Below are 22,096 nucleotides of genomic sequence, written 5' to 3'. Positions count from 1 at the left end.
TATGGAAAAAGCTTTTGTTATTGTTGATTATCAAAATGATTTTATCAATGGAAGCTTAGGTTTTAAAAAAGCTTTAGAAATTAAACAAAATATTCTTAATCATTTAAATCAAATTGACTTTAACACTACACATCTTCTTATTACTTGTGATACACATGATCAAGATTATTTAAAAAGCAAAGAAGGATTAAATCTTCCTATAAAACATTGCATTAAAGGAACTCTTGGTTGGAAAATGCCTAGTGAATTTGATCCTTTTTTGCAAAAAGCCCATAAAATTTTTTATAAAAATACTTTTGGTAGTTTAGATTTTGCTAATTTCATCAATCAAAATTCATATAAAGAAATTTATTTTTGCGGTCTTGTTTCACATATTTGTGTATTTTTTAATATTATTTTGGCTTTTAGCGCAAATCCTGATTCTAAAATTATCCTATATCAAAATTCTACTGCTAGTTTTGATAATAATTTAGAATATTCAGCTTTTTCTTTGCTTAAAGCTTATGGAGTTAAAATAATAAGTTAAATTTCTTATAAATTGCTATGCAGGGTTTTATACTTCATACTCAAAAGGTAAAAGATGAGGATTTGATCGTTTCTATCTTAAGTCCAAAAAGATTTATAAAAACTTATCGTTTTTATGGAGTAAGACATTCTAGTATTTTAAATGGATATAAAATTGATTTTTCCTTAGATGAGCATCCAAATTTTCTTCCAAGACTTAAAGATGTATTACATTTAAATTTTTCTTGGATTATGCATAGAGAAAAAATGTTTATTTGGCAAGAATTTATTCGTCTTTTATTTAATCATTTAAAAGATACGGAAGTGATTGAAGAATTTTATTTTTTACTTTTAGAAGAATGTGTTAAACGATTTGAAAAACAAAATCCTAAAAGAGTTATAGTGGATGCTTATCTTAAAATTTTAGAATTTGAAGGTAGATTATTTCGAGATTTTATTTGTTTTTCTTGTGAAGAAAAAATTCAAAATCAAATCACTCTTATAAGAGCTTTTTTACCTTCACATAATCACTGTGCTTTAGGATATGAATTTGAAGAAAAAAAAATTAAATATTTTTATGAAAATCAAAATTCTCGAATTTTTAATGATGAAGAAATTCAAAATTTATATAATTTAATCAAGGAAGGTCTATGATACTTAGCGATGAAAAATATGAATTTTTGGAAAAAATAGCCAATTTTTTAAGTCCGAAAGATATTGAACTTATTTTTGTTAATAATAAAGAAATGCAAGAAATTAATTTAAATCAAAGAAATCAAAATAAAACAACTGATGTCTTATCTTTTCCACTTGAAAATATAGATGAAAATATTCCTTTAGGCTCTATAGTCATCAACACAGAATTAGCCCAAGAAAAAGCGAAAGAATTTGGCCATAGCTATGAAGAGGAATTAAGCTTGTTATTTATTCATGCTATGCTTCATTTATTAGGCTTTGATCATGAAAAAGATAATGGAGAAATGCGAAAAAAAGAAGAAGAACTTATAAAATACTTCAAATTACCTACAAGTTTAATTGTTAGAACCATAAGTTAAAAATTTATTTTTAACTTTAAATATTTTATTAATTTAAAATTTAAATATAAGATTCTTAAGATATAATTTATTTTTAAATTCTAAAAAGGACAAATATGTTTTATGTAAAACTTTTTATACCTTTTGTGGTTGGATTAATCGTTTATTTTATTCCAATACCAGAAGGTTTAAATGCTAACGCTTGGCTTTATTTTAGTATTTTTATAGGTCTTATTATAGGCTTGATTTTAGAACCTATTTCACCTGCTTTAATTGGAGTTATAGCGGTTACCTTAGCTGTTTTATTTAAAGTTGGACCTGTTGGTTCTAATAACATAGAAACCATTATTAAAGATTCTGTCGCGATAAAATGGGGACTATCAGGATTTTCTGATTCTGTAGTTTGGCTTATTTTTGCTGCTTTTACTATAGGACTTGGTTTTTCAAAAACAGGATTGGGTGAAAGATTGGCTCTTTATCTCGTTTCAAAACTTGGAAAATCTACCTTGGGTTTAGGTTATGCTATTGCTATAGTAGATTTAGTTTTAGCTCCTTTCATACCTAGTAATGCTGCAAGAAGTGGAGGAACGGTTTATCCTATAGTCAGCAACATCTCCCCTATGTTTGAAAGCTATGCGGATAAAAATCCTAGAAAAATCGGTGCTTATCTTGTATGGATGGGTCTAGCAAGTTCTTGCCTTACGAGTTCTATTTTTCTTACAGGTCAAGCTCCAAACCCACTTGCTCTCTCTTTAATCTCTAAAAATGGAGTTATGGTCGTAGATTGGCTTAGTTGGTTTTTAGCCTTTTTGCCAGTAGGATTAATACTTTTTGTTATTACTCCAATTTTAGGATATTTCATATATCCACCAGAAGTTAAAGGATCAAAAGAAATAGCTATTTGGGCAAATGAAAAATATCAAGCCTTAGGAAAAATGCCAACTTCTCAAATTTTTATGCTTATTATTGCTCTTATTGGATTAGTGCTTTGGGTTGGATCAGGCTTTTTTAAAATCAATGCTACAACTACAGCTTTAATCATGATTATTTTAATGATAGCTTGCAAAATAATTACTTGGCAAGATTTTTTAGGCAACAAGCCAGCTTGGAATACTCTCGTATGGTTTGCAACTCTTGTTACAATGGCAGGTGGACTTAAAAATGTCGGATTTTTAGATTATTTAGCTAATTCTTTAGGACATAAACTTTCAGGTTTTGAGCCATTTATTGCTACAGTTTTACTTTTAATGTTATTTTCTTGGCTTAGATATTTCTTCGCCTCAGGAACTGCTTATGTTACAGCCATCATCGCCGTTTTTGTATCTTTAGCTAGCTCTATCAAGGGAGCAAATCCAGCAGAAGTTATGCTAATACTTACATTACCAATGGGCTTTATGGGTATCATCACTCCTTATGGAACAGGATCTTCTCCTTTATGGTTTGGAAGTAATTATATCAAAGGACCTCAGTTTTTCTTATTAGGTGGAATTTTTGCTTTAATTTACATGGTAATTTATTTTCTTGTGGGAATACCTTGGATTAAATTTATTATGCCTTATTTGAGTTTTCATTGAAAAATTTAATTTTCTCCTTTTTTGGAGAAAATTATTATATTTTTACTATTTCATTTCTTCACATTATTTTTTTGATTAATCCTGTTATTTCGTTTAAAAGGTGTAAATAAAGAAAGAATTAATATTATTATTTATATCTTTAAATGTAAGAACATTTAAATCATTAAAATGCTATATATCCATTTTGCGTTTGTCTTAAAAGCCATATAATGCAATAAATTGCAAAAATACTTGCTCCCATTCCACTAAACAAGGCGTTATGAACGCCTTGAAACATTTTTTGAAACATAGGCGATACTGCATTTTCTATTGTATAGCTTATGGTATCTATCCAGTTTGAAGGCAAAATTGAAGGGGTTAATTTTTCCATATTCAGTCTTTTATTTTTGTAATATTGGTATTTCCCTTATTTTGCATTTATCTGGACTTTCTATTTTTACACCAAAGGGATTTGTATAACTATACGCTTTGTTACAATTAACTTCTATTAATCTATATCTTCCATTTTTTTCTAACAAGATATAATTACAATAATGTTCTTCATCATTTTTGCAATACCCTTGATTAGAAATACTATCTTCAATAGTATTCATTCTATATTTAGCTTCTTGAATACTTGAAATATTTTCTAGCGATTTCCATGAGTAAAGATTATAATTTGGATATTTTTCTTTAATAAGATTATTTGCCTTTTCAAATAATTCTTTATTTCCTTTTTCGTATTCAAATTTAACAAGTTTATCTCCACCACAAGCAATAAAAAATACTGCAACTATCGCAAATAACATTTTTTTCATTTTTTTCCTTTATCTAGTAATTTGGTATGTTTCAGTCTTTGTGATTTCTTCTTCCCCATCAGGACTGATTGATGTTTGAGTCTTTACTCTAAATAATTTATTGTTTTTATTGACAATTTCTTCTTTTTCTATAAAAACTCTTTCTTTTTTAGCATAAAGTTCGCTTCTTTTTTTGACTTCTTCTTTGATTTAAATTACCCACCTAACAAAGGATTTGAATTTCCAGAACCTGAAGTTTTATATTTTTTAACTACTATGCCTTTTTTATTAAATTCAAAAACTGTGCTTTCGTCTTTATCAAATCCAGGAACAGAAGAAATTCTAGTAAAATCATAATACCATACCTCTTTATTGCCCAAACTTGTTTTTCTTACAGGATAACCTATAATTTTTTCTACATCTTCTTGAGTACTCTTTCCTATAACAATAGAATTTAATTTATCTTGATTAACTTCTAAACCTTTTTGATAACAAGCGCCTAAAATAAAAGCTAAAATAATAGATAATAAATATTTCATTAAATTTTCCCTTCTTGGTTTTTTAAAATATTTGCAATTTTTTTATCTGTTTTATATTGGTTAAGAGCATATACAGCCCAGACCATAGCGGGTAGCCAGCCAATAAGGGTAATTTGCAAAATAAAACATATAATTGCAGAAAAGGGTTTGCCTATAGTAAAAAAACCGAGCCAAGGCAATAAAATACAAATGATTAATCTCATTCTTTCTCCTTAAAATTAAATTCGAAAAAATTATAATCCCCCCCCCCTATTAATTTACACTGAAATTAAGAAATATTACATATAAAATCATAAAAATTATTAATTATTCTAAGCTCTTATTAATTATTCAATAACAAATAATGAGATTTCTTATAAATTTTTTAGTATAAAATTTTGATAAATTGATTTATTAAATAATGAAGTTAAAATAATGCTAAATATTTAAGCAATACTTCTGTATTAATGTAAAAAATTTTTAAAATAAATTATTTTTATTTTTGAAAGAAGATTTTTATAATTATCAAAATTAGGTTAGAAATTTTCTAACCTAAAAATATTAATGCAGGCTTTCTATATAAGCCATAGCACTAAGTGCAGCTATAGCCCCATCTCCTGCAGCACAAATAACTTGCTTTGGAGCATCTTTTCTCAAATCTCCTGCAGCAAAAAGCCCAGAAACACTCGTTTGCATTTTAAGATCAACACTCACTTGCCCACCTTCTTCCATAGAACATAAAAATTGGCCATTATCTTGCTTTAAAATTTCATTTCTCACATTTAAACCAACAAAAGTAAAAATTCCTGGAACTTTTAAATCTCTAATGCTTCCATCTTTTAGCTTCACTTTTACTCCGCTAACACCCATTTTATCACCATAAACTTCATCAATACTCGCGCTAGTGATCAATTCAATTTTTTCATTTTTCTTTACTTTTTCAACCGTTGAAGGAGCGGCTCTAAATTCATCTCTACGATGGATAAGATAAACTTTAGAACAAATATTAGCAAGATATAAAGATTCTTCTAATGCTGTATCTCCACCACCTAAAACGGCTACTTCTTTATTTTTATAAAAAAATCCATCACACGTTGCACAAGTACTCACTCCTTTTCCAAAAAATTCATCTTCTCCTTTAAAACCTGCTCTTTTTGGAGCTGATCCTGTGCAAACAATTACGGCTTTTGCTGTTTCTGTTTTTCCACCTTCTAATTTAATAGTGAAAGTTTTATCATCATTTTGTAAAATTTGCTCCACACCGACCATTTCATGTTTAAGACCAAAACGCATACATTGTTCATTCCAAGGAGCCATAAAAGAAATTCCATCCATAACTTGCGCCACACCTGGATAATTTTCAATTTCAGAACTTGAAGTGATCTGCCCTCCTGGCATACCTTTTTCAAACATTACTACATTTTTTAAGCCACCGCGAGTTGCATAAAGACCGGCACTAAGACCAGCTGGACCTCCACCTATAATTGCTAAATCTAACATATATTTTCCTTTTATTTTTATTTTTGTTAATAATAATATAAAAATTATTCTTAATAGTAGATAATAAAAATTATTATTTAGTATAAATTTGAAATTTGAAAAAGCTAGAATATACTAGCTTTTTAAGATTAAAGTAGAGAATTAAGTTTATCAGTGATAGCTTGTTTTGATTGCGCACCTACAAGTTGATCTACAACCTCTCCATTTTTAAAAAATATTAAAGTAGGAATTGATCTTACTCCATACTCTGCTGCTAAATCACCTTGTTCATCTGTATTGATTTTACAAATTTTTGCTTTTCCTTCAAAATCATTTGCAAGTTCATCAATTACAGGAGCAAGCATTCTGCAAGGTCCGCACCAAGGAGCCCAAAAGTCAACTAACGCGACACCTTCTTTTACTTGTGAAAAATTTTCAGAAGTTAATTCTATATACTTTCCCATTTTTTTATTCCTTTCGTAGTTTTATCTAATTTTAATTTATTTTTTTAAATATCAGCTTAAAAACTAACATTTTCAATAAATTCTATTATATTATTTTTAACGCAAATTAGATCAATTTGAAAATCATTATTTAATCTTTTTTTCAATAGATAAACTTTAATAGTTTTGATGATTTTTTGATATTTATTATAATCAAAACGTTCATAAATATCATAGCTATTTTGGGTAAATTTAACTTCTATGAAATGCAATATATCATCTTTTATAGCGATAATATCAATTTCACCAAATTTAGAATGAAAATTCCTCTCTAAAATAGTAAATTTATGTTTTTTTAAAAAAATACAAGCTTGATCTTCTCCTTTAATTCCATCAAGATAAGCTTTTAATCCCATTTTACTCTTCTATACGCATCATAAAAGGCTTATCTTTAACAAAGTCTTGTTTTTCTAATATTTTAATCAAGGCTTTGATACTTTTTTCATAAGTAAAATGTGTGGTAAAAAATAAAGTTGTATAGTTTTCATCTTTTTTAGATTTTTGTAAAAAACTATCTATTGAAATTAAATTTTTAGACATAAGTTGTGTGATTTCAGATAGCACGCCTATTTTGTCTTCAACTTTAATTCTTAAATAATATTTTGTATAAATTTCATCTTGTTTTAAAAGTTTAAATTCAATATTTTTTCTAAAACCTAACATAGGTGATCTAAGATTTTCCTTTGCAACATCAATTAGATCTGAAATAACAGCACTTGCAGTTGCCATTCCTCCAGCTCCAGCTCCATAATATAAACTTTCTCCTAGCAAATCTCCTTCAATAGAAATCGCATTCATCACGCCATCTACTTTTGAGAGAATTTTATCCTTGCTGATCATAGTAGGATGAACTCTCAATTCTACACAAGAATTCTTTAACTTAGCAATACCTAAAAGTTTAATTGTAAAATCAAACTCTTTAGCAAAATACATATCTTCAGATCCTATGTTTTCAATACCTTCAATTAAAATATCTTCAGGCTTGGCATCCAAATGATAAGCAATACTGGCTAAAATTAAAAGCTTATGGGCAGCATCTTTACCTTGTATATCAAAACTTGGATCTGATTCGGCATAACCTAATTCTTGAGCTTTTTTTAAGGCCTTGTTAAAATCCATTCCCTCTTGCATACAAGTTAAAATATAATTACAGGTACCATTTAAAATACCTTTTATGCTTATAATATTATTAGCACTTAAGCCCTCTTTTAAAACTTTAATAATTGGAATACCTCCAGCCACACTAGCTTCATACCCAAATGCTAAATTTTTAGCTAAATTTTCAAGCTCATAACGATGATAAGCTAATAAAGCTTTGTTAGCTGTTACAACACTTTTTCCTTTTTTTAAAATTTCACTTATAAGTTCATAGGGTTTATCGATTCCACCCATAAGCTCAACAAAAACATCGATATCATCTCGATTTAAAATTTCATTGACATTTGTTGTTATTGGAATTAAAGCATTATTTTTTGGAGTTTTTGCTAAAGCAATTACTGGAATAATATCCTGTCCACATCTAGCCTTAATTATCTTTTGATTTTCTAGTAAAGTTTTAACAACTGCGCTACCTACGGTTCCATAACCTAAAATCGCTACTTTCATGATTATTCTTTAAGATATTTTTTTATATTTCTGGAAGCTTGACGTATGCGATTTTCATTTTCTATTAAAGCAATACGCACATAATCATCGCCAGCTTCTCCAAAGCCAACTCCTGGGCTAACAGCCACATTAGCTTCTTGTAAAAGTTGCTTTGAAAATTCTAAACTTTTTAAATAAGCTTTTTGAGGTGGAAGTTTTGCCCAAACGAACATGCTTGCTTTAGGTTTTGATAAATTCCAACCTATATTAGAAAAAGACTCGATTAAAACCTGCATTCTTTTTTCATAATTTAATCTAATTTTTTCAACACAACTTTGATCAGAATTTAACGCAACGGTTGCTGCTACTTGTATTGGAGTATACATGCCATAATCAAACCAAGATTTAATTTTTTTTAAAGCATTAATTAAACGCTTATTTCCTGCTACAAAACCCACTCTCCAACCAGCCATATTATAAGATTTTGAAAGAGTATAAGTTTCTACAGCTACATCTTTAGCACCATCGATTTCTAAAATTGATGGAGTTTTGTAAGAATTATATGTTAAATCAGCATAGGCAATATCTGAAATAATATAAAACCTTTCTTTTTTTGCAATTTGAACTAATTTTTCATAAAAACTTTTTTCACAAATTACTGTTGTAGGATTATGCGGAAAATTAACAACTAAATATTTAGGTTTTGGAACACTTTCTTGTAAGGTTGTGTTTAAAATTTGAAAGAATTTATCTTCATCTAATTCAAAGTTTTCATTATAGATCAAAGGCATTTTAACTACATTGCCCCCAGCTATAATAAAAGCTTGAGTATGTATAGGATAAGCAGGAGTTGGAACTATGGCTACATCACCTGGATTAATAATTGCTCTAGCAAGATTAACAAATCCTTCTTTAGAGCCCATAGTTGCAACAACTTCGGTTTCAGGGTCAAGGCTAACATTATATTTTCTTTGATACCAATCACAAATAGCTAATCTTAATTTAAAAATTCCAATTGAAGCGGAATAACCTGAGGTTTTATCTTTATTAGCACTTTCGCATAATTTATCAATAATATGCTGCGGAGTCTTTCCATCTGGATTTCCCATAGAAAAATCGATAATATCTTTCCCTAAACGTCTTGCATTCATTTTTATTGCATTAACTTCTGCAAAAACATAATTTGGCAATCTTTCTATAGTATTAAAACGAATTTCATCAAACATTTTTTTCCTTTTATTTTTTCAAAAGCACCTTTAAACCTCTACGAATATTATCTAAACTATACATATCACTTACTATAACATAAACCGACCCACTTGGAATAAATTCTTCAAAATGATTATTTTGTTTATTATTTTTTATACTTTTAATTAAATTGAGATTTTTATCCAAAAACAATATTTTAGGAAACCAAAAATCAGCATCGCTTGCATCTATGACTAATTTAGAGGCATTTTTAGTTGTGAAAATATAATCCTTAAGAGGTCTTTCCAAAATAGTTAAAGAATTTAAAGCAATGTTAACATTAGTATCTAATTTTGCATTATCAAAATTTAAATCATATTGATAAAAATAAGGTCCAATTTGTTTGATATCATCTATATAAACTGAATTTTTTTTCAATAATCTATACAAGGTTCCTGGATCCAATATATACTGGGAATCAACTTGCACTGTATAATCAATATTTCCCTCATGTAAAATTAACTCTGTAGGAATAAAATAAACATATCCACTCTCAACCAAAGCATCAGATAAAATTTTAAAAAAAATAACTGAATCAGCTTTTGCTCTAAAATTTAATTTTAAAGTTTGAGAATTTGGCAAATTTAAATTAAGTAAAGAATTGGTTTTTAAAACTCTTGAAATATTAGCAATATCTAAATTTCCCTTATCATCTAAATAAGAAGAATTTGCAAATAAAAGATTAAGTTGAGAATTTTTACTAGAATCATTAACCAAATTTTGGGCTAATTCTAAACTTGAAATCGCAAATACCGTCTGTATAGAAAAGAAAAAGGAAAAAAATATTCTTACCATTCTCTGCCTTTATTAAATTTCATAAATTCGGCTAATGTAATATTTTTAATTTTACCATCTTTAATTAAAAAGCGTTTAGGGCTTCCAGCTGGAAATTGATGCTCTTTATTGTTTTCATCAATAATACTTAAAGCAGAAGGACCCGTTAAAACCAGCTGATCAACATCTAAAGGAAGGGTAAAATCTTGACTTTTGACAAAACTTGTTTTTTTATATTTTTGCAATTCAATAATACCAATCCAAGTTTTAGTAGAAATTTTAAAATGAGCATTTTTATTAATACTATCTAATTCAGTATTTTGTTCTTTAAGTATAATATCTTCGTCAGTTTTATTATTTTCTATTGTTATATTTTCATCTGTTTCTTGAATTGTATTTTGACCTTGTGTTTGAGAATCTTGATCATTAGATATTATTTCAGAACTTACGTTTTCATCTAATTTTTCTTTAGTTTCATTATTAATTACAACTACATTGCCTTCTAAAGATTTTAAATTATTTTGCGCCTGTCCTATAATATCTACAACTGCTGTGCTAGAATTATTTTGTTCGTTTTTAAAAAAACCTTTAATTGTGTCAAAATAATAAATTCCTAAAGCTAGAATAATAGCTATAATACAAAGTATAATCAAAGCGGCAAAATTAGTTGATTTTTGATGGTAAGCATCAAGCTTTGGAGTTGTAATTTTTATATTATTATTATTTTTAATGGTATTTAAATTATTTTCATTTAAATAAGCTTCGTATTCTTCATTAAAATCAGTAAAATCAAGATCATATTCTCGACTCAAAATTTTTATAAAACCTTTTACATTAAAACGGTGCAAAGTTGAAAAATCTTTTTTAATCAAGGCATTTAAAAAATCAAGTTCAATTTGTGTTTTATCCACAACTTCTTTTAAATTAAAATCTTCAATTTTTTTCCAATTAAGCATTTATCATCCTATCACAAAGTATTGCAAAAGCTGCGCTGACATTAAGACTATCAAAACCATGTTTCATCTTTATACCTAAACAGTCATCACATTTATTTATTATTTTTTGGCTCAATCCCAAACTCTCACTTCCTAAAATGAGAGCTTTTTTGTTTTTTTCAAATCTAAAATCATGAATTTCTTTTCCTCCATTTGCACTAGCAAAAATTTTAAATCCAACTTGTTTTAACTCATTTATAACTGATAAAATATCACGATTTAAAACAATATCAAGATCCAAAGCCGCACCACTACTTGTACGTATCACTCCCTCCATATTTAATCTTTCTCCAATAAAAATAATTCCACCAGCTCCTAAAGCATAGCTAGTTCGTGCAATAGAACCTATATTTCCAACATCACTAATACCGCAAAGTATCACTATAAAATCGCTTTTTTTTAAGGAAGTTAATTCTTTAAATTGATATTCTTCAATGTCAAGTAAAAAACCTTGATGATTTCCACCTTTAGCATAAGCTTGAGCTGTTTTAAAATCAAGTTTTTTAATTTTAAATCCAAAATTTGCAATTTTCTTAAAAATTTCTTTATCGCATTCTTTAGCCAAATAAAGCTCTTTAATTAGATCTTTATGATGCTCTAGAATGTAAAAAAATATTTGTTTTCCATAAACTATCATAAATTTGATTGTATCTAATTTTGACTTAAAAGCAGTTTTGCATAAATTTCTTTTGGACTTTTTCCATTGATTTTGGATAAAAGTTTGCTTTTGGTTTTCAGAGGAATATCAAGCTCTAAAATATCACTTTCTAATAAAGAATTATAATTTAAATTTTGATGATTTTTTGAAATAACAAGTACCCATTCTCCATTCAAATTTGCTTCTTTTAGTTCATTAAAAACTTCTTTGGCTTTACCTTTAAATTTTGTTTCAAATTTTTTAGAAATTTCTTTTATTGCAAAAATTTCACGATTTTCATCTATAAAAGAAATTTGCTCTACCAAAGATAAAATTCGCTTAGGCGATTCATAAATAATACTCGCATAAGAATGATTTAAAGCTCTTTGAATATCTTTTATACGATCTTTGCCTTTATTAGCTAAAAAACCCATGAAAACAAATTCTTTTTCACTTAGAGCTGAACTTACAAGAGCAACTAAAGCTGCATTTGCACCTGGTAAAACTTCAAATTTAATACCATTTTTCAAAGCAAAATCAACTAAAGCATACCCAGGATCGCTAATACCTGGCATACCTGCATCACTTAAAAAAGCTATATCTTGAGAAAAAATTTCTGGATTTAGATTCTTTAAAATTTCCTTTTCATTATGAGAATGAAAAGAAATCATTTTTTTAGTTTTAAAATCAATTTTAAATTTATGAGAAAGTGATAAAAGCAAAGACTTGCTTATTCTTGTATCTTCGCAAAAAAAAATTTCACAAGTCTTTAAAAGCTCTAAAGCACGAAAAGATATATCGCCTAAATTTCCTATCGGAGTAGGAATAAAATAGAGCATAATTATTGCATTGCGTATTTTTTCTTAAATTTCTCTACACGACCTGCAGCATCAACTATTTTTTCACTTCCTGTAAAAAAAGGATGACAACTCGAACAAATATCTACTCTTAATTCATTTTTATTAGACTTAGTTACAAAAGTATTGCCACAAGCACAACTAACTTTACATTCTACATATTCTGGGTGAATTTCTTTTTTCATAACTTTTCCTTAAAAAAATAAAACAATAAACGGTGATTATAGTAAATATAATATAAAAATTAGATTAATTTAAGTGTTTTTTAAAGAAGTATTTTTGAGGCAATTGATATAATAGCAGTTTGACTTTTAAGAATATTTTGAGCTTTCAATCTAATTTTTTCTTTAAAAATTTGTTTCTCACTTTGACTAAATCCTCCTTCAGGACCCACAAAATAAATTTTATTTAAATCAAATTCCTTTACTTCTCCTTCAAAATCAACCAAAACAGCTTCTGGAAATTTTTCATAAAAATCTTTTACATGGTTATAAATTTGTATTTTCATTTTACTTTCTCTTCCGCATTGTTCACAAGATGCGATGATAATTTTTTCAAAGCGACTTAAATCTATTTTGAAATTTCTTTGCGAAAAATCAGTAAAAACAAGATGTAAAGTTTCGACCCCAAGTTCATTTAAAAAAGGAAGTGTTTTTTCTAAAATCTTGATATCTATCACAGCTAAAGCTAAATTTAAAGCGGTATTTTTATATGTTGTTTTATTTTCCTTACCTAAAAAATGCAATTGGCAAGAATGACGTTCCACATTAGAAATTTTATAGGTATAAGCAAACTTATCCTTTAAATTTCTTAAAATTAATATTTCGTTTTCTTTAACCCTTCTTGCCTTTAAATGAGCAAATTCTTCACCTTTTAATTTTAAAATTTCCTCACCAGCCTGCTCATGATACAAAAATTGCATTTTATAAATATTTTTTTAAAACAAAAGGCAAAAATAACAATAACATTTCACAAAATAAAATCAAAAAACTCATCCATCTAAAAGCAATATAACGTCTTATTCTGCGAGCTTTTTTAAACTGTATAAAATGAAAAATTGCTAATGCTAAAATTAAAATCCAAGATGCAATCATTAACCAAAAATTTAAACTCATTTGAAATTTTTTCATGGCTAAAAGTAAAAAACCTGTAAAAAGCATAAAAGCTAAAAAAGTATAGTATATGGGCAAAAATAATCGAATTCTACGGATAAAAATAAATTCTGTTTTGAAATTGCCTTGAGTTAAAATCAAATAAAAAAACATTAAAAATCCACTTGCATATAGACTATAAAGATGCAATGCTATAAAAAAATGATAACTTTGTTCCATAATTATTTTACCTTAATAATATATTTTGCTAAATTATCGCTTTGTTCTTTTGTTAAAAAAGCATGAGAATTATCTTTTAATTTTTGAATTTTTAAAGTCCAATTTTCAAAACTTAAGTTCCTAATAGCTACACTTTTTTTAGGTTTTAATTCTCCTTTTTCTCCATGACAACTGGCACATTTTTGTTTATATAAAGAACCTACTATACTCGAATTTGTATTATAAGTTATATTAAAATTGTCCGATTCATCATCCACAGGTAAAGGCAAATTTGTATCGCTTAGTTGCGTTGTTTCATCATTTTTTTCTAACTCAACTTTATCCTCTATAGAATTTTGTTTTTTAGAATTTAACTCATCATTATCACTGCAAGCACTAATTGATAAAGCAATAAGAAAACTTATAATAGTAATTAAAATTTTGCCCATTAGATCTCCTTAGGATTTGTAAAAATATATGAATTTTTTAATTTGTCATAAAAATCTATATCATTCCACTCTGCTTTAATAGCTGGTGAAAATTCAATATCATTAAGAGAAATTTTTGGCAAAATATCTGAATAAGCATCATCTTTAAAAGCTTGAGCATAGCCTGTTCTTGTTTCATGGACTATAATACTTTGCAAATTCACGCCTTGCTCTCCATTAACCATCTTTGTTTGCTTAAGCAAAGCATCAATAAGTATAAAAAACACGCGACAAAAATTTTCAGCACTCACATTAACAGGCAAAGTAATCCATCTTTGAGAATATTTTTTCATCTCGTGCAAATAAGATTGATCATCTTGATTAAAAAGTGTAATAGCATGATCAAAACTATCAATAATTTGACGAATATAAGTTTTTAAAAGTCCAAAATCATAAACCATTCCAGCATTATCCAAATATTTACTCTCAAGCAAAACTTCGACTTTGTAAGAATGTCCATGTATGCTACTTTTACAACGTTTTGAAGAGCAAAATCTAACAATATGGGCATTTTCAAATTCAAATAATTTTCTAATAATCATACGCTCTCTTTATCATTCCATAAACGAATATGAATTCTATCAGAATAATTATATCCATTCTTGATACAAAATTCAGCAATTTTTTTAGCATTTTTATCTAAATTAATCTGATTTTCCCCCATAGGCATACAAAAAACTTCATTAGGAGCTTCTTTTAAAATTTCTGAAATTTCTTCCGAAGAGGTTTTTAATGTATTTGCATCCAATACAAATTTATAAAAACTATCTTTGGAATTATTTTTAAATGATTTAAGAGCTTTAAAATTCAAACGCTTATGACGATCTACTCCGCTATTTTCTAATTTAACACTTAATGCAAAAATGCATTCTTTGTAAAAAGAATATTTTAAAAAATCAATTTCTATACTACCATTGCTTTCAAAATGAACTTCAAAATTTTCCTCTAATAAAGATTTGATTAAAGTAATAAATTCAGGATTTTGATGATAAATTAAAGGCTCTCCACCTGTAATTACTATGATAGGATTAAACTTATCTTTAAGTTTTATTACTTGATTAAAAATTTCATTTGCATTTAAAATTTTATATTTTTGCTTAAATTCTTGAGTAAAAACAGCTCTTATAGTATCACAACCTTTTAGAATTTTTCCATCTTTTTTAATTTCAACCCCAAAACCACTACAATTGAAATTACAACCTGCAAAACGAATAAAAATAGCTAATTTTCCAGCATATTTACCCTCTCCTTGGATACTTAAAAAAATTTCAACAATTTGCAATTTTAACCCCCAGTTTGATAAAAGGCACGCATTGAAGTCTCATTATCTACAACACTCCATTTATTTTTTTCAGGCTTATTACGTAAAACTTCTTGTAAAATTTCTACAGCAGCTTTAACATCGCCTTTTTTAATTGCTTCTTTGATGCTCAAAGCTTCATCAAAATAAAGACAAGGTATTAAATGTCCTTCAGCACTAAGACGGATGCGATTACAAGAATCACAAAATTCATGACTGTGTGGATCTATAATCCCAAATTCATAATCATTAGCGCTATAAAGACTCACTGGAGCTTTTTCTGCTTTTTTAATCAGTTTTATGTCATATTTTTGACTTAAAATTTGAATGATTTCATCTCTTTTTAAACCTTGTAACTTACCATAGGCATGAGTATTTTCCATAAATTCTATAAAACGAATTTGCATATTTTTAGATTTAGCAAATTCTAAAAGAGCTATAAGCTCATTATCATTTAAATTTTTAAGTGCAACGGTATTTAATTTAACTTTTAATCCGACATTTAAAGCCTCTTCAATTCCAGCTAAAACACTCGATAAAACATCTTTTTGTGCTAATTTTTTTGCCTTTTTTTCATCCAAAGTATCTAGAGAAACATTTAAGCGTTTTAATCCTGCATTTTTAAGATCTTTAGCAAAATCTTTCAATAAAAATCCATTAGTTGTAATAGCCAAATCAAGCTCTTTTTTATAATCATGAATCATTTTAATAAAAATGCTTAAATCTTTACGCAATAAAGGTTCACCTCCAGTGATACGAATTTTTTCAATTCCTTCATCAATGGCTGCTTTTACAAATAAAAAAAGTTCTTCAAAACTCAACAAATTTTCTTTTGGTTGGTGATTAAATGGAATTTTTGGCATACAATAAAGACAACGAAAATTGCATCGTTGTGTTACTGAAATTCTAAGATAATTAATTTTTCTACCAAATTGGTCTATTAGCATTAAAACCCCTAAATATCATTTTATAAGCTGTTTAAATTTTAAAACAAGTTCGACATTTCCAATTCCTATTCTTAAGTCTTTGGCAATTTGCTCTATAGTTTTTCCTTCTTTAAACAGATCAATAATTTTTTGCTCTTCTGTATCATAATTTGGAGTAAGCTTGGTCATACTTTGTGCTTTTTGTTCTAAATTTAAAAGACGATTTTGTTGTTCATTTTGAAAATCTTCTATAATATGCTCCATCGTTTTAAGAGTTCTTAAAACAGGAGTGATTTTAGCGCTGATTTGTTTTTCAAGTTCAATTTGCATTTCTTCCTTTAAAAGGGTGATTTTGTAGTCTTCTTCATCATTTTCACCTTCTTCTTTTACTCCAAGCTCTTTACGAAAATAATGTATTTCCTTAGTTATATCCTCGATCACTCCTTGAAGTTTTGCAAGCTTTGTATTATTTTCTCTTTCTTTAATATTAATATAAGCTAACATTGCAACTAAAAGCACAAATACAAAAACTAAATAAATTACATCATTACTCATAATTCTAGCTCCTTTTTATTCCTAATCATATCTCTTTGTACCTCAACTACAAAGGCATCAAATGCTGTTTTATCTTCAGGTTTAATCTTAATAATTTGTGCTAAAGTTTGACTTTTAGCTTTTGCAAAAAGCGCCATTTTTTGATTATTAAGACTAAACCTTATATAATATTCTTTATCAATTTCTAAAATATTTTCTAAAAAATTAAGATGTTCAAAATTTAAAGATTCTACAATAGCTTTTTGTTTTAAAGGTATAAATTTTTCATTCTTATTTATAGCACTTTCAACTCTTAAAATATCTTCTTTTAAACTTAAAATTAAATCAAAAATTATCTTTTCTCCATCGCTAAAATCGATACGAGTTGCCATTTTTTTCCATTTTGAAAGTTGTGAAATAGCTCCTAATTTAAGATATTCTTGCAAAAAATAATTATCTTCTATTTTGCAACTTTCTAATTCAGCTTCAAATCCGGCTTTAAATAATTTTAATTCCATAATAAATCAACCAAAATAAAAATAAAAAATATCATACTCAAATAACCATTTAAAGTAAAAAATGCCTTATTAATATGATTAAAATTATTGCGAACAATTTTATGTTCAAAAAGTAAAATCACGGCACAAACACATATACCTAATAATGAAATATATCCTAAAGCTATACCCCAAACTTGCCAGACAAAAAGCAACCAAAATAACACCGCTAAAATATGAAAAAAGGCAGAAATTAACAAAGTTGCTTTAGCTCCAAATTGTGCAGGAATTGAAAAAAGTCCTGTTTTTTTATCATAATCCATATCTTGTAAAGAGTAAAGTAAATCAAAACCAGCAGTCCAAAAAGTAACACTTAAACACAAAATAACACTATAAATATGAATTTTGCCCATCACGATAACACTTCCAGCTATAGGTGCCAAACCTAAACAAAAACCTAAAACCAAATGCACTAAAGAGCTAAAACGCTTAAAAGCAGAGTAAATTGCTAAAATAAAAAGCACTGGCAAAGAAAGATAAAAAGCCAAAGTATTGATAAAATAAGAACAAAGTATAAAAATCAAAGCATTTACAATAATAAATAACCAAATACTTTTTTTACCAATTTTTCCACTTATATTAGGGCGATTAGCACAGCGTGGATTATCTTTATCTATATCTTCATCCATTAAACGATTGCTTGCCATGGCAAAATTTCTAGCACTCACAGCACAAATAATACCTAAAATTAAAGCCTTAAAACCAAACCAAGCTGTATCATTTGCAAGTTTTGAGCCTACAATCATAGATGAAAATAAAAAAGGTAAGGCAAAAATAGAATGCTTAAATACAATGAGTTCTAAAATATCTTTAAATTTTGTCCAAAATAAATTCATTTTTCCGCTTTAAAAATTTTTGCTATGATTTTACTCAAATTTTAATAAATTTTAGGATAAATTTATCGTTATGTTTTTTGAAATAGCTATTATTGGAACAACTGCGAGCGGAAAAACTCATCTAGCTAATTTATTGGCCAAAAATTTTGATGCAGTTATTTTAAGCCTTGATAGTCTTTGTGTATACAAAGAAATTAATATTGCAAGTGCTAAACCGTCCAAAGAAGAACTCGAAAATTTTCATTATTTTGGCATAAATTTAATCAGCGTTAATGAACATTTTAATGTAGATTTATTTATTAAAGAGTATCAAAAAGCTAAAGAATTTGCCAAGCTAAAGAATTTGCCTTTAATTATAACAGGTGGAACTGGATTTTATTTAAAAACTATGATAGATGGTCTAAGTCAAAAAATAGAAGAAATAAAAACTGATCTAAGTAATGATGAAATTTACTCTTTAATATGCAAAATTGATCCTGATTTTAAAATAGAAAAAAACGACACCTATCGTTTGAGAAAATGGTTAAGTATCTATGAAATCACAAAAGAAATTCCAAGTATTTTTTTAAAACAAACTCGTAAGCAAGGAATTTTAAAAAATATAGAAATTTATGAAATTATTTGGGAACGTAATTTGTTAAGGGATCGTATAAAAATAAGAACTGAAAAAATGCTTAAAAATGGTCTTTTAGAAGAAGCTAAAGAGCTTTTTTCTAAATTTCATCATGATACTAAAGCTTTAAATTGTATAGGTCTAAAAGAATGCAAAGAATATTTAAATGGCAAAATTTCTCTTAATGAACTTGAAAATTTAATCACAACACACACTGCACAACTTGCCAAACGACAAAGAACTTTTAACAAAAAATTTCAAAGTGTATCTTTAAATTTTAATGAATCTTTCGAGTTTTTAAAACAAAAATTTATGCATTAAAAAATAAATGCTCGATTAAAATTTTCACACCCAAAATAATTAAAACAGCTCCTCCTAAAAATTCAGCTTTATTTTTTAAGAAAACTCCAAATTTATTACCTATTTTTAAAGCTAAAATACAAAATACAAAAGTAATAAAACCAATAAATAAAACTGCTATAAATAAGGGAGTTTCTAAAAATGCAAAGCTAATTCCAACCGCTAAAGCATCAATACTGGTTGCAATAGCTAAAGAAAACATGATTTTAAAATTAAATTGATTAGCATTAATATCACAATCTTCGTTTTCAAATGCTTCTTTAATCATTTTTATTCCAATAAAGCCAAGCAAAATAAATGCTATCCAATGATCAATACTTGCTACAAAAGATGCAAAACTTAAACCAATAATATAACCAAAAACAGGCATTAAAGCTTGAAAACCGCCAAAATAAGCACCTACAATACAATAATGTTTTAAATTTAACCTCTTAACACTAAATCCTTTGCATAAAGAAACTGCAAAAGCATCCATTGCTAAAGCACAAGAGAGTAAAATAAGACTCAAATAATCCATAAAAACTCCAAAAAAAATGAAATTATAATCAAAAAATATTAATTTTTTCATATAAAAAATAATTTTAATGAATATTTAAGAATTAAAAATATATAATTTCGCTTTATTAATTTTTAAAATACAAAAAAAGGCCCATTCGTCTAGCGGTTAGGACATCGCCCTTTCACGGCGGTAACACGAGTTCGAGTCTCGTATGGGTCACCACTATAAATCTTTCAAAAATCAATCTAAAAAATATTTTTCATAAAAGTTTATTAAATTACTTTATTTTATGATTTTTTATGCTACAATTTTTCACCAAAAATAAAAAAGGAGAAAATATGTTTGAATTAAGAAAACTACCTTATGATATCAATGCTTTTGGCGATTTTTTAAGTGCTGAGACGTTTAATTATCATTATGGGAAACATCATAATACTTATGTAACCAATTTAAATAATCTTATAAAAGAAACTGAATTTGCCAACAAAGATCTTGTAAGTATTATCAAATCATCAAATGGTGGAATTTTTAATAATGCAGCTCAAGTTTATAATCATGATTTTTATTTTGATTGCATTACTCCTAATGCCTGTGAGGCAAAAGGGGATTTAAAAGCAGCCTTAGAAAAAGAATTTGGTTCTTTAGATAATTTTAAAGCTGAATTTATTAAAGGTGCTACTGGTCTTTTTGGATCTGGATGGTTTTGGCTTGTTTATAATAGCAAAAATCAAAAACTAGAATTAGTTGCGACTTCAAATGCTGCTACTCCTATCACTGAAGATAAAATTCCTTTACTTGTAGTAGATGTTTGGGAACATGCTTATTACGTTGATCATCGCAATGCCCGTCCTGCTTATTTAGAAAAATTCTATGCTCATATTAATTGGGATTTTGTATCAAAAGCTTATGAATGGGCTCTAAAAGAAGGAATTAATTCTATTAGCTTTTACACTAACGAACTTCATCCGGTAAAATAATTTTATTCCGCTTTATGCGGAATAATTAAAATTTAAAATTCTATTCTCTTTATCTGTTTTTCTTATAATTTCTAACAATTTAGCGCATCCACTTATAGTCCCAAATTTTCCATATTTGAATACTTTATCAATTTTAAATTTACCTTCATCTAAGATACCTAAACTTTGCATTTTTCATGATTAGGAATTATATCAGTGATTTTCACAGAATCCACCAAATAAGTAATTTTTAAAAATTTTGATTTTGAATGAAAGATATGGATTATATTGTTCAAAAGTTTCAATTTAAATAGGAGGTTTTTCTCCGCAACCTAAAAAAATAATACTAAAATATACTTAAAAATCTACAATAATAGATTAAAGATAAAAAATGACTCAAGATGAAATTGAAATTTCTAATTTTTTAAAAATATTAAAGCCTAAATCAAAAATATTTATTTGCTAGCATCTTTATTTTAAGGTTATAATTTTTATTTTATTTGTATAATATTAAACTTTACATTTAAATATAAAGGAAAAATTATGGATAATTCTTTATCTGCTTATACTCAAAAATATGAAAAAGAGGGTTATGGATTACAATATCCTGATGGTCATGTTATAAGATTTTACGAAAGAATTTTAAAATACAAACTCAATAAAACAAGTGGAAATTTACTAGATTTTGGTTGTGGTAATGGTGTGCATTCTAAATATCTTCAAGATATTACTGGGGGGGGGTATAAGGCTTATGGCTTAGATATAGTTCCTAGTTTAAAAGAAATTTGGGAAAGAGATCCTAAATTAAACTCTAATAATTTTCATGTTATTACCCCTAATTCAAGCATAAAAAATCTTTTTAATGTAAAAATGGATTTAATTTTAGCCAATCAAAGTCTTTATTATCTTCCTTTTGAAAGCTTTAAACAAACTGTTCAAGAATTGTATGATATTTGCAATGAAGGTGCTATCATCTTTGCAACTATGATGAGCGATAAAGGTTATAGTATGTATGAAAGAGGAGAAATTATGGAAAATGGCCTATGTGAAGTCAAAGAATGTCCAAGTGGTAGATTAAGTGGATCTTCTTTTATTCGCTTCACTAAAGATATTGAAGAATTAAAAGAAGACTTTAAGCCTTTTAAACCTTTATTTTGGGGTGATTATGAACTTATCAATCTTTACAATTTTGAAGGAAGTGTTCAACATTTCATTTATATAGGACAAAAGTAAG

Annotated in this window: 31 protein-coding genes, 1 tRNA gene and 1 pseudogene; 8 read left to right on the top strand and 25 right to left on the bottom strand. The window is 27.3% G+C overall.

The genetic code is table 11. The annotated features are described in order from the left end of the window. Position 1: 1 nt before the first annotated feature. The 4 genes from CMOL_RS06990 (at position 2) to CMOL_RS06975 (ending at position 3,112) form a co-directional block, all read left to right on the top strand. On the top strand, positions 2-526 hold the full coding sequence (locus CMOL_RS06990; protein WP_239820220.1) for a cysteine hydrolase family protein: 525 nt from the start codon (positions 2-4) through the stop codon (positions 524-526). Positions 527-543: 17 nt separating this feature from the next. Continuing rightward, positions 544-1,158: a recombination protein RecO gene (gene recO, locus CMOL_RS06985; RefSeq protein WP_200279791.1), complete on the top strand. Its 615-nt coding sequence runs from the start codon at positions 544-546 to the stop codon at positions 1,156-1,158. Continuing rightward, positions 1,155-1,559 carry an rRNA maturation RNase YbeY gene (ybeY, locus tag CMOL_RS06980; RefSeq protein ID WP_200279788.1) on the top strand — a complete coding sequence of 135 codons (405 nt, stop codon included), beginning with the start codon at positions 1,155-1,157 and terminating at the stop codon, positions 1,557-1,559. Before recO ends, ybeY begins: the two co-directional genes overlap by 4 nt. A gap of 95 nt (positions 1,560-1,654) precedes the next feature. Continuing rightward, positions 1,655-3,112 carry a DASS family sodium-coupled anion symporter gene (locus tag CMOL_RS06975; RefSeq protein ID WP_200279786.1) on the top strand — a complete coding sequence of 486 codons (1,458 nt, stop codon included), beginning with the start codon at positions 1,655-1,657 and terminating at the stop codon, positions 3,110-3,112. A 163-nt stretch (positions 3,113-3,275) separates the two neighbouring features. Here CMOL_RS06975 and CMOL_RS06970 read toward each other — a convergent pair whose 3' ends face one another. The 23 genes and pseudogenes from CMOL_RS06970 to mqnP all read right to left on the bottom strand — a co-directional run bounded on the left by CMOL_RS06970 (position 3,276) and on the right by mqnP (position 18,434). After that, positions 3,276-3,482 (bottom strand): hypothetical protein, encoded by a 207-nt coding sequence (locus tag CMOL_RS06970; protein WP_239820219.1) that lies wholly within the window; start codon positions 3,480-3,482, stop codon positions 3,276-3,278. 10 nt (positions 3,483-3,492) lie between these two features. Further along, positions 3,493-3,909 carry a hypothetical protein gene (locus CMOL_RS06965; RefSeq protein ID WP_239820218.1) on the bottom strand — a complete coding sequence of 139 codons (417 nt, stop codon included), beginning with the start codon at positions 3,907-3,909 and terminating at the stop codon, positions 3,493-3,495. A gap of 194 nt (positions 3,910-4,103) precedes the next feature. Then, positions 4,104-4,427 (bottom strand): outer membrane protein assembly factor BamE domain-containing protein, encoded by a 324-nt coding sequence (gene bamE / locus CMOL_RS06960; RefSeq protein WP_200279773.1) that lies wholly within the window; start codon positions 4,425-4,427, stop codon positions 4,104-4,106. After that, positions 4,427-4,630 (bottom strand): YqaE/Pmp3 family membrane protein, encoded by a 204-nt coding sequence (locus tag CMOL_RS06955; protein ID WP_200279770.1) that lies wholly within the window; start codon positions 4,628-4,630, stop codon positions 4,427-4,429. The genes bamE and CMOL_RS06955 overlap by 1 nt, the downstream gene beginning before the upstream one ends. A 337-nt stretch (positions 4,631-4,967) precedes the next feature. Continuing rightward, on the bottom strand, positions 4,968-5,906 hold the full coding sequence (trxB, locus tag CMOL_RS06950) for a thioredoxin-disulfide reductase (protein ID WP_200279768.1): 939 nt from the start codon (positions 5,904-5,906) through the stop codon (positions 4,968-4,970). Positions 5,907-6,034: 128 nt separating this feature from the next. Beyond that, positions 6,035-6,355, bottom strand: a pseudogene (gene trxA / locus CMOL_RS06945) (thioredoxin); the annotation flags it as partial. Positions 6,356-6,405: 50 nt separating this feature from the next. After that, a complete protein-coding gene (locus CMOL_RS06940; protein ID WP_200279763.1) occupies positions 6,406-6,744 on the bottom strand; it encodes a YraN family protein in 339 nt (112 codons plus the stop codon). 1 nt (position 6,745) lies between these two features. Further along, the gene (locus CMOL_RS06935; protein WP_200279761.1) at positions 6,746-7,993 is read right to left on the bottom strand and encodes a homoserine dehydrogenase; all 1,248 of its coding nucleotides are present in this window, start codon (positions 7,991-7,993) and stop codon (positions 6,746-6,748) included. A gap of 2 nt (positions 7,994-7,995) precedes the next feature. Next, complete coding sequence (locus tag CMOL_RS06930) at positions 7,996-9,198, bottom strand: LL-diaminopimelate aminotransferase (protein ID WP_239820217.1); 1,203 nt, start codon at positions 9,196-9,198, stop codon at positions 7,996-7,998. A 10-nt stretch (positions 9,199-9,208) separates the two neighbouring features. Next, complete coding sequence (locus tag CMOL_RS06925; RefSeq protein WP_239820216.1) at positions 9,209-10,015, bottom strand: hypothetical protein; 807 nt, start codon at positions 10,013-10,015, stop codon at positions 9,209-9,211. Then, on the bottom strand, positions 10,009-10,950 hold the full coding sequence (locus CMOL_RS06920) for a hypothetical protein (protein WP_239820215.1): 942 nt from the start codon (positions 10,948-10,950) through the stop codon (positions 10,009-10,011). Before CMOL_RS06920 ends, CMOL_RS06925 begins: the two co-directional genes overlap by 7 nt. After that, entirely contained in the window at positions 10,943-11,626 is a 684-nt protein-coding gene (locus CMOL_RS06915) for a TrmH family RNA methyltransferase (RefSeq protein ID WP_200279752.1), read from the bottom strand. Before CMOL_RS06915 ends, CMOL_RS06920 begins: the two co-directional genes overlap by 8 nt. A 14-nt stretch (positions 11,627-11,640) precedes the next feature. Then, positions 11,641-12,465, bottom strand: coding sequence for a 16S rRNA (cytidine(1402)-2'-O)-methyltransferase (gene rsmI / locus CMOL_RS06910; protein ID WP_239820214.1), 825 nt, complete (start codon positions 12,463-12,465; stop codon positions 11,641-11,643). 2 nt (positions 12,466-12,467) lie between these two features. Next, a complete protein-coding gene (gene rpmE, locus CMOL_RS06905; RefSeq protein ID WP_137624064.1) occupies positions 12,468-12,668 on the bottom strand; it encodes a 50S ribosomal protein L31 in 201 nt (66 codons plus the stop codon). A gap of 80 nt (positions 12,669-12,748) precedes the next feature. Further along, positions 12,749-13,405: a 16S rRNA (uracil(1498)-N(3))-methyltransferase gene (locus CMOL_RS06900; RefSeq protein ID WP_239820213.1), complete on the bottom strand. Its 657-nt coding sequence runs from the start codon at positions 13,403-13,405 to the stop codon at positions 12,749-12,751. A 1-nt stretch (position 13,406) separates the two neighbouring features. After that, entirely contained in the window at positions 13,407-13,814 is a 408-nt protein-coding gene (locus CMOL_RS06895) for a hypothetical protein (RefSeq protein WP_200279743.1), read from the bottom strand. A 2-nt stretch (positions 13,815-13,816) separates the two neighbouring features. Next, a complete protein-coding gene (locus tag CMOL_RS06890) occupies positions 13,817-14,242 on the bottom strand; it encodes a cytochrome c family protein (RefSeq protein ID WP_239820212.1) in 426 nt (141 codons plus the stop codon). Next, a complete protein-coding gene (locus CMOL_RS06885; protein ID WP_200279737.1) occupies positions 14,242-14,823 on the bottom strand; it encodes a 6-pyruvoyl trahydropterin synthase family protein in 582 nt (193 codons plus the stop codon). The genes CMOL_RS06890 and CMOL_RS06885 overlap by 1 nt, the downstream gene beginning before the upstream one ends. After that, positions 14,820-15,563 carry a 7-carboxy-7-deazaguanine synthase QueE gene (locus tag CMOL_RS06880; RefSeq protein ID WP_239820211.1) on the bottom strand — a complete coding sequence of 248 codons (744 nt, stop codon included), beginning with the start codon at positions 15,561-15,563 and terminating at the stop codon, positions 14,820-14,822. Before CMOL_RS06880 ends, CMOL_RS06885 begins: the two co-directional genes overlap by 4 nt. A gap of 2 nt (positions 15,564-15,565) precedes the next feature. Next, complete coding sequence (gene moaA, locus CMOL_RS06875; protein ID WP_239820210.1) at positions 15,566-16,528, bottom strand: GTP 3',8-cyclase MoaA; 963 nt, start codon at positions 16,526-16,528, stop codon at positions 15,566-15,568. Positions 16,529-16,543: 15 nt separating this feature from the next. Then, positions 16,544-17,062, bottom strand: a complete 519-nt coding sequence (locus tag CMOL_RS06870) for a DUF6115 domain-containing protein (protein WP_239820209.1) — start codon at positions 17,060-17,062, stop codon at positions 16,544-16,546. Beyond that, positions 17,059-17,559: a hypothetical protein gene (locus CMOL_RS06865; protein ID WP_200279726.1), complete on the bottom strand. Its 501-nt coding sequence runs from the start codon at positions 17,557-17,559 to the stop codon at positions 17,059-17,061. Before CMOL_RS06865 ends, CMOL_RS06870 begins: the two co-directional genes overlap by 4 nt. Continuing rightward, positions 17,550-18,434, bottom strand: coding sequence for a menaquinone biosynthesis prenyltransferase MqnP (gene mqnP / locus CMOL_RS06860; RefSeq protein WP_200279723.1), 885 nt, complete (start codon positions 18,432-18,434; stop codon positions 17,550-17,552). Before mqnP ends, CMOL_RS06865 begins: the two co-directional genes overlap by 10 nt. Before the next feature lie 70 nt (positions 18,435-18,504). Between mqnP and miaA the strand changes: the two genes are divergently transcribed. Then, positions 18,505-19,368, top strand: coding sequence for a tRNA (adenosine(37)-N6)-dimethylallyltransferase MiaA (gene miaA, locus CMOL_RS06855; protein ID WP_239820208.1), 864 nt, complete (start codon positions 18,505-18,507; stop codon positions 19,366-19,368). Here miaA and CMOL_RS06850 read toward each other — a convergent pair. After that, positions 19,358-19,924, bottom strand: a complete 567-nt coding sequence (locus CMOL_RS06850) for a manganese efflux pump MntP (protein ID WP_200279717.1) — start codon at positions 19,922-19,924, stop codon at positions 19,358-19,360. The genes miaA and CMOL_RS06850 overlap by 11 nt on opposite strands. Before the next feature lie 129 nt (positions 19,925-20,053). Here CMOL_RS06850 and CMOL_RS06845 point away from each other — a divergent pair. Next, positions 20,054-20,128, top strand: a tRNA-Glu gene (locus tag CMOL_RS06845). Between the two features lie 116 nt (positions 20,129-20,244). Beyond that, a complete protein-coding gene (sodB, locus tag CMOL_RS06840; protein WP_239820207.1) occupies positions 20,245-20,883 on the top strand; it encodes a superoxide dismutase in 639 nt (212 codons plus the stop codon). A gap of 12 nt (positions 20,884-20,895) precedes the next feature. Here the strand turns inward: sodB and CMOL_RS06835 are convergent, their stop codons facing one another. Then, positions 20,896-21,054, bottom strand: a complete 159-nt coding sequence (locus tag CMOL_RS06835; protein WP_239820206.1) for a hypothetical protein — start codon at positions 21,052-21,054, stop codon at positions 20,896-20,898. A gap of 351 nt (positions 21,055-21,405) precedes the next feature. Here CMOL_RS06835 and CMOL_RS06830 point away from each other — a divergent pair, with 351 nt between their 5' ends. Beyond that, the gene (locus CMOL_RS06830) at positions 21,406-22,095 is read left to right on the top strand and encodes a class I SAM-dependent methyltransferase (protein WP_239820205.1); all 690 of its coding nucleotides are present in this window, start codon (positions 21,406-21,408) and stop codon (positions 22,093-22,095) included. Position 22,096: the final 1 nt, after the last annotated feature.

Origin of the sequence: Campylobacter sp. RM10537 (assembly GCF_022369435.1) — a bacterium.
Lineage (GTDB): Bacteria > Campylobacterota > Campylobacteria > Campylobacterales > Campylobacteraceae > Campylobacter_D > Campylobacter_D molothri.
Note: the sequence above shows the minus strand (reverse complement) of the source record. Positions and strands in the feature narration are given on the sequence as shown.

What these genes read in the sequence shown, in the direction of transcription:
- CMOL_RS06990 (WP_239820220.1), top strand. Translation starts at nt 2, where the DNA reads ATGGAAAAAGCTTTTGTTATTGTTGATTATCAAAATGATTTTATCAAT.
- recO (WP_200279791.1), top strand. Translation starts at nt 544, where the DNA reads ATGCAGGGTTTTATACTTCATACTCAAAAGGTAAAAGATGAGGATTTG.
- ybeY (WP_200279788.1), top strand. Translation starts at nt 1,155, where the DNA reads ATGATACTTAGCGATGAAAAATATGAATTTTTGGAAAAAATAGCCAAT.
- CMOL_RS06975 (WP_200279786.1), top strand. Translation starts at nt 1,655, where the DNA reads ATGTTTTATGTAAAACTTTTTATACCTTTTGTGGTTGGATTAATCGTT.
- CMOL_RS06970 (WP_239820219.1), bottom strand. Translation starts at nt 3,482, where the DNA reads ATGGAAAAATTAACCCCTTCAATTTTGCCTTCAAACTGGATAGATACC.
- CMOL_RS06965 (WP_239820218.1), bottom strand. Translation starts at nt 3,909, where the DNA reads ATGAAAAAAATGTTATTTGCGATAGTTGCAGTATTTTTTATTGCTTGT.
- bamE (WP_200279773.1), bottom strand. Translation starts at nt 4,427, where the DNA reads ATGAAATATTTATTATCTATTATTTTAGCTTTTATTTTAGGCGCTTGT.
- CMOL_RS06955 (WP_200279770.1), bottom strand. Translation starts at nt 4,630, where the DNA reads ATGAGATTAATCATTTGTATTTTATTGCCTTGGCTCGGTTTTTTTACT.
- trxB (WP_200279768.1), bottom strand. Translation starts at nt 5,906, where the DNA reads ATGTTAGATTTAGCAATTATAGGTGGAGGTCCAGCTGGTCTTAGTGCC.
- CMOL_RS06940 (WP_200279763.1), bottom strand. Translation starts at nt 6,744, where the DNA reads ATGGGATTAAAAGCTTATCTTGATGGAATTAAAGGAGAAGATCAAGCT.
- CMOL_RS06935 (WP_200279761.1), bottom strand. Translation starts at nt 7,993, where the DNA reads ATGAAAGTAGCGATTTTAGGTTATGGAACCGTAGGTAGCGCAGTTGTT.
- CMOL_RS06930 (WP_239820217.1), bottom strand. Translation starts at nt 9,198, where the DNA reads ATGTTTGATGAAATTCGTTTTAATACTATAGAAAGATTGCCAAATTAT.
- CMOL_RS06925 (WP_239820216.1), bottom strand. Translation starts at nt 10,015, where the DNA reads ATGGTAAGAATATTTTTTTCCTTTTTCTTTTCTATACAGACGGTATTT.
- CMOL_RS06920 (WP_239820215.1), bottom strand. Translation starts at nt 10,950, where the DNA reads ATGCTTAATTGGAAAAAAATTGAAGATTTTAATTTAAAAGAAGTTGTG.
- CMOL_RS06915 (WP_200279752.1), bottom strand. Translation starts at nt 11,626, where the DNA reads ATGATAGTTTATGGAAAACAAATATTTTTTTACATTCTAGAGCATCAT.
- rsmI (WP_239820214.1), bottom strand. Translation starts at nt 12,465, where the DNA reads ATGCTCTATTTTATTCCTACTCCGATAGGAAATTTAGGCGATATATCT.
- rpmE (WP_137624064.1), bottom strand. Translation starts at nt 12,668, where the DNA reads ATGAAAAAAGAAATTCACCCAGAATATGTAGAATGTAAAGTTAGTTGT.
- CMOL_RS06900 (WP_239820213.1), bottom strand. Translation starts at nt 13,405, where the DNA reads ATGCAATTTTTGTATCATGAGCAGGCTGGTGAGGAAATTTTAAAATTA.
- CMOL_RS06895 (WP_200279743.1), bottom strand. Translation starts at nt 13,814, where the DNA reads ATGGAACAAAGTTATCATTTTTTTATAGCATTGCATCTTTATAGTCTA.
- CMOL_RS06890 (WP_239820212.1), bottom strand. Translation starts at nt 14,242, where the DNA reads ATGGGCAAAATTTTAATTACTATTATAAGTTTTCTTATTGCTTTATCA.
- CMOL_RS06885 (WP_200279737.1), bottom strand. Translation starts at nt 14,823, where the DNA reads ATGATTATTAGAAAATTATTTGAATTTGAAAATGCCCATATTGTTAGA.
- moaA (WP_239820210.1), bottom strand. Translation starts at nt 16,528, where the DNA reads ATGCTAATAGACCAATTTGGTAGAAAAATTAATTATCTTAGAATTTCA.
- CMOL_RS06870 (WP_239820209.1), bottom strand. Translation starts at nt 17,062, where the DNA reads ATGAGTAATGATGTAATTTATTTAGTTTTTGTATTTGTGCTTTTAGTT.
- CMOL_RS06865 (WP_200279726.1), bottom strand. Translation starts at nt 17,559, where the DNA reads ATGGAATTAAAATTATTTAAAGCCGGATTTGAAGCTGAATTAGAAAGT.
- mqnP (WP_200279723.1), bottom strand. Translation starts at nt 18,434, where the DNA reads ATGAATTTATTTTGGACAAAATTTAAAGATATTTTAGAACTCATTGTA.
- miaA (WP_239820208.1), top strand. Translation starts at nt 18,505, where the DNA reads ATGTTTTTTGAAATAGCTATTATTGGAACAACTGCGAGCGGAAAAACT.
- CMOL_RS06850 (WP_200279717.1), bottom strand. Translation starts at nt 19,924, where the DNA reads ATGGATTATTTGAGTCTTATTTTACTCTCTTGTGCTTTAGCAATGGAT.
- sodB (WP_239820207.1), top strand. Translation starts at nt 20,245, where the DNA reads ATGTTTGAATTAAGAAAACTACCTTATGATATCAATGCTTTTGGCGAT.
- CMOL_RS06835 (WP_239820206.1), bottom strand. Translation starts at nt 21,054, where the DNA reads ATGCAAAGTTTAGGTATCTTAGATGAAGGTAAATTTAAAATTGATAAA.
- CMOL_RS06830 (WP_239820205.1), top strand. Translation starts at nt 21,406, where the DNA reads ATGGATAATTCTTTATCTGCTTATACTCAAAAATATGAAAAAGAGGGT.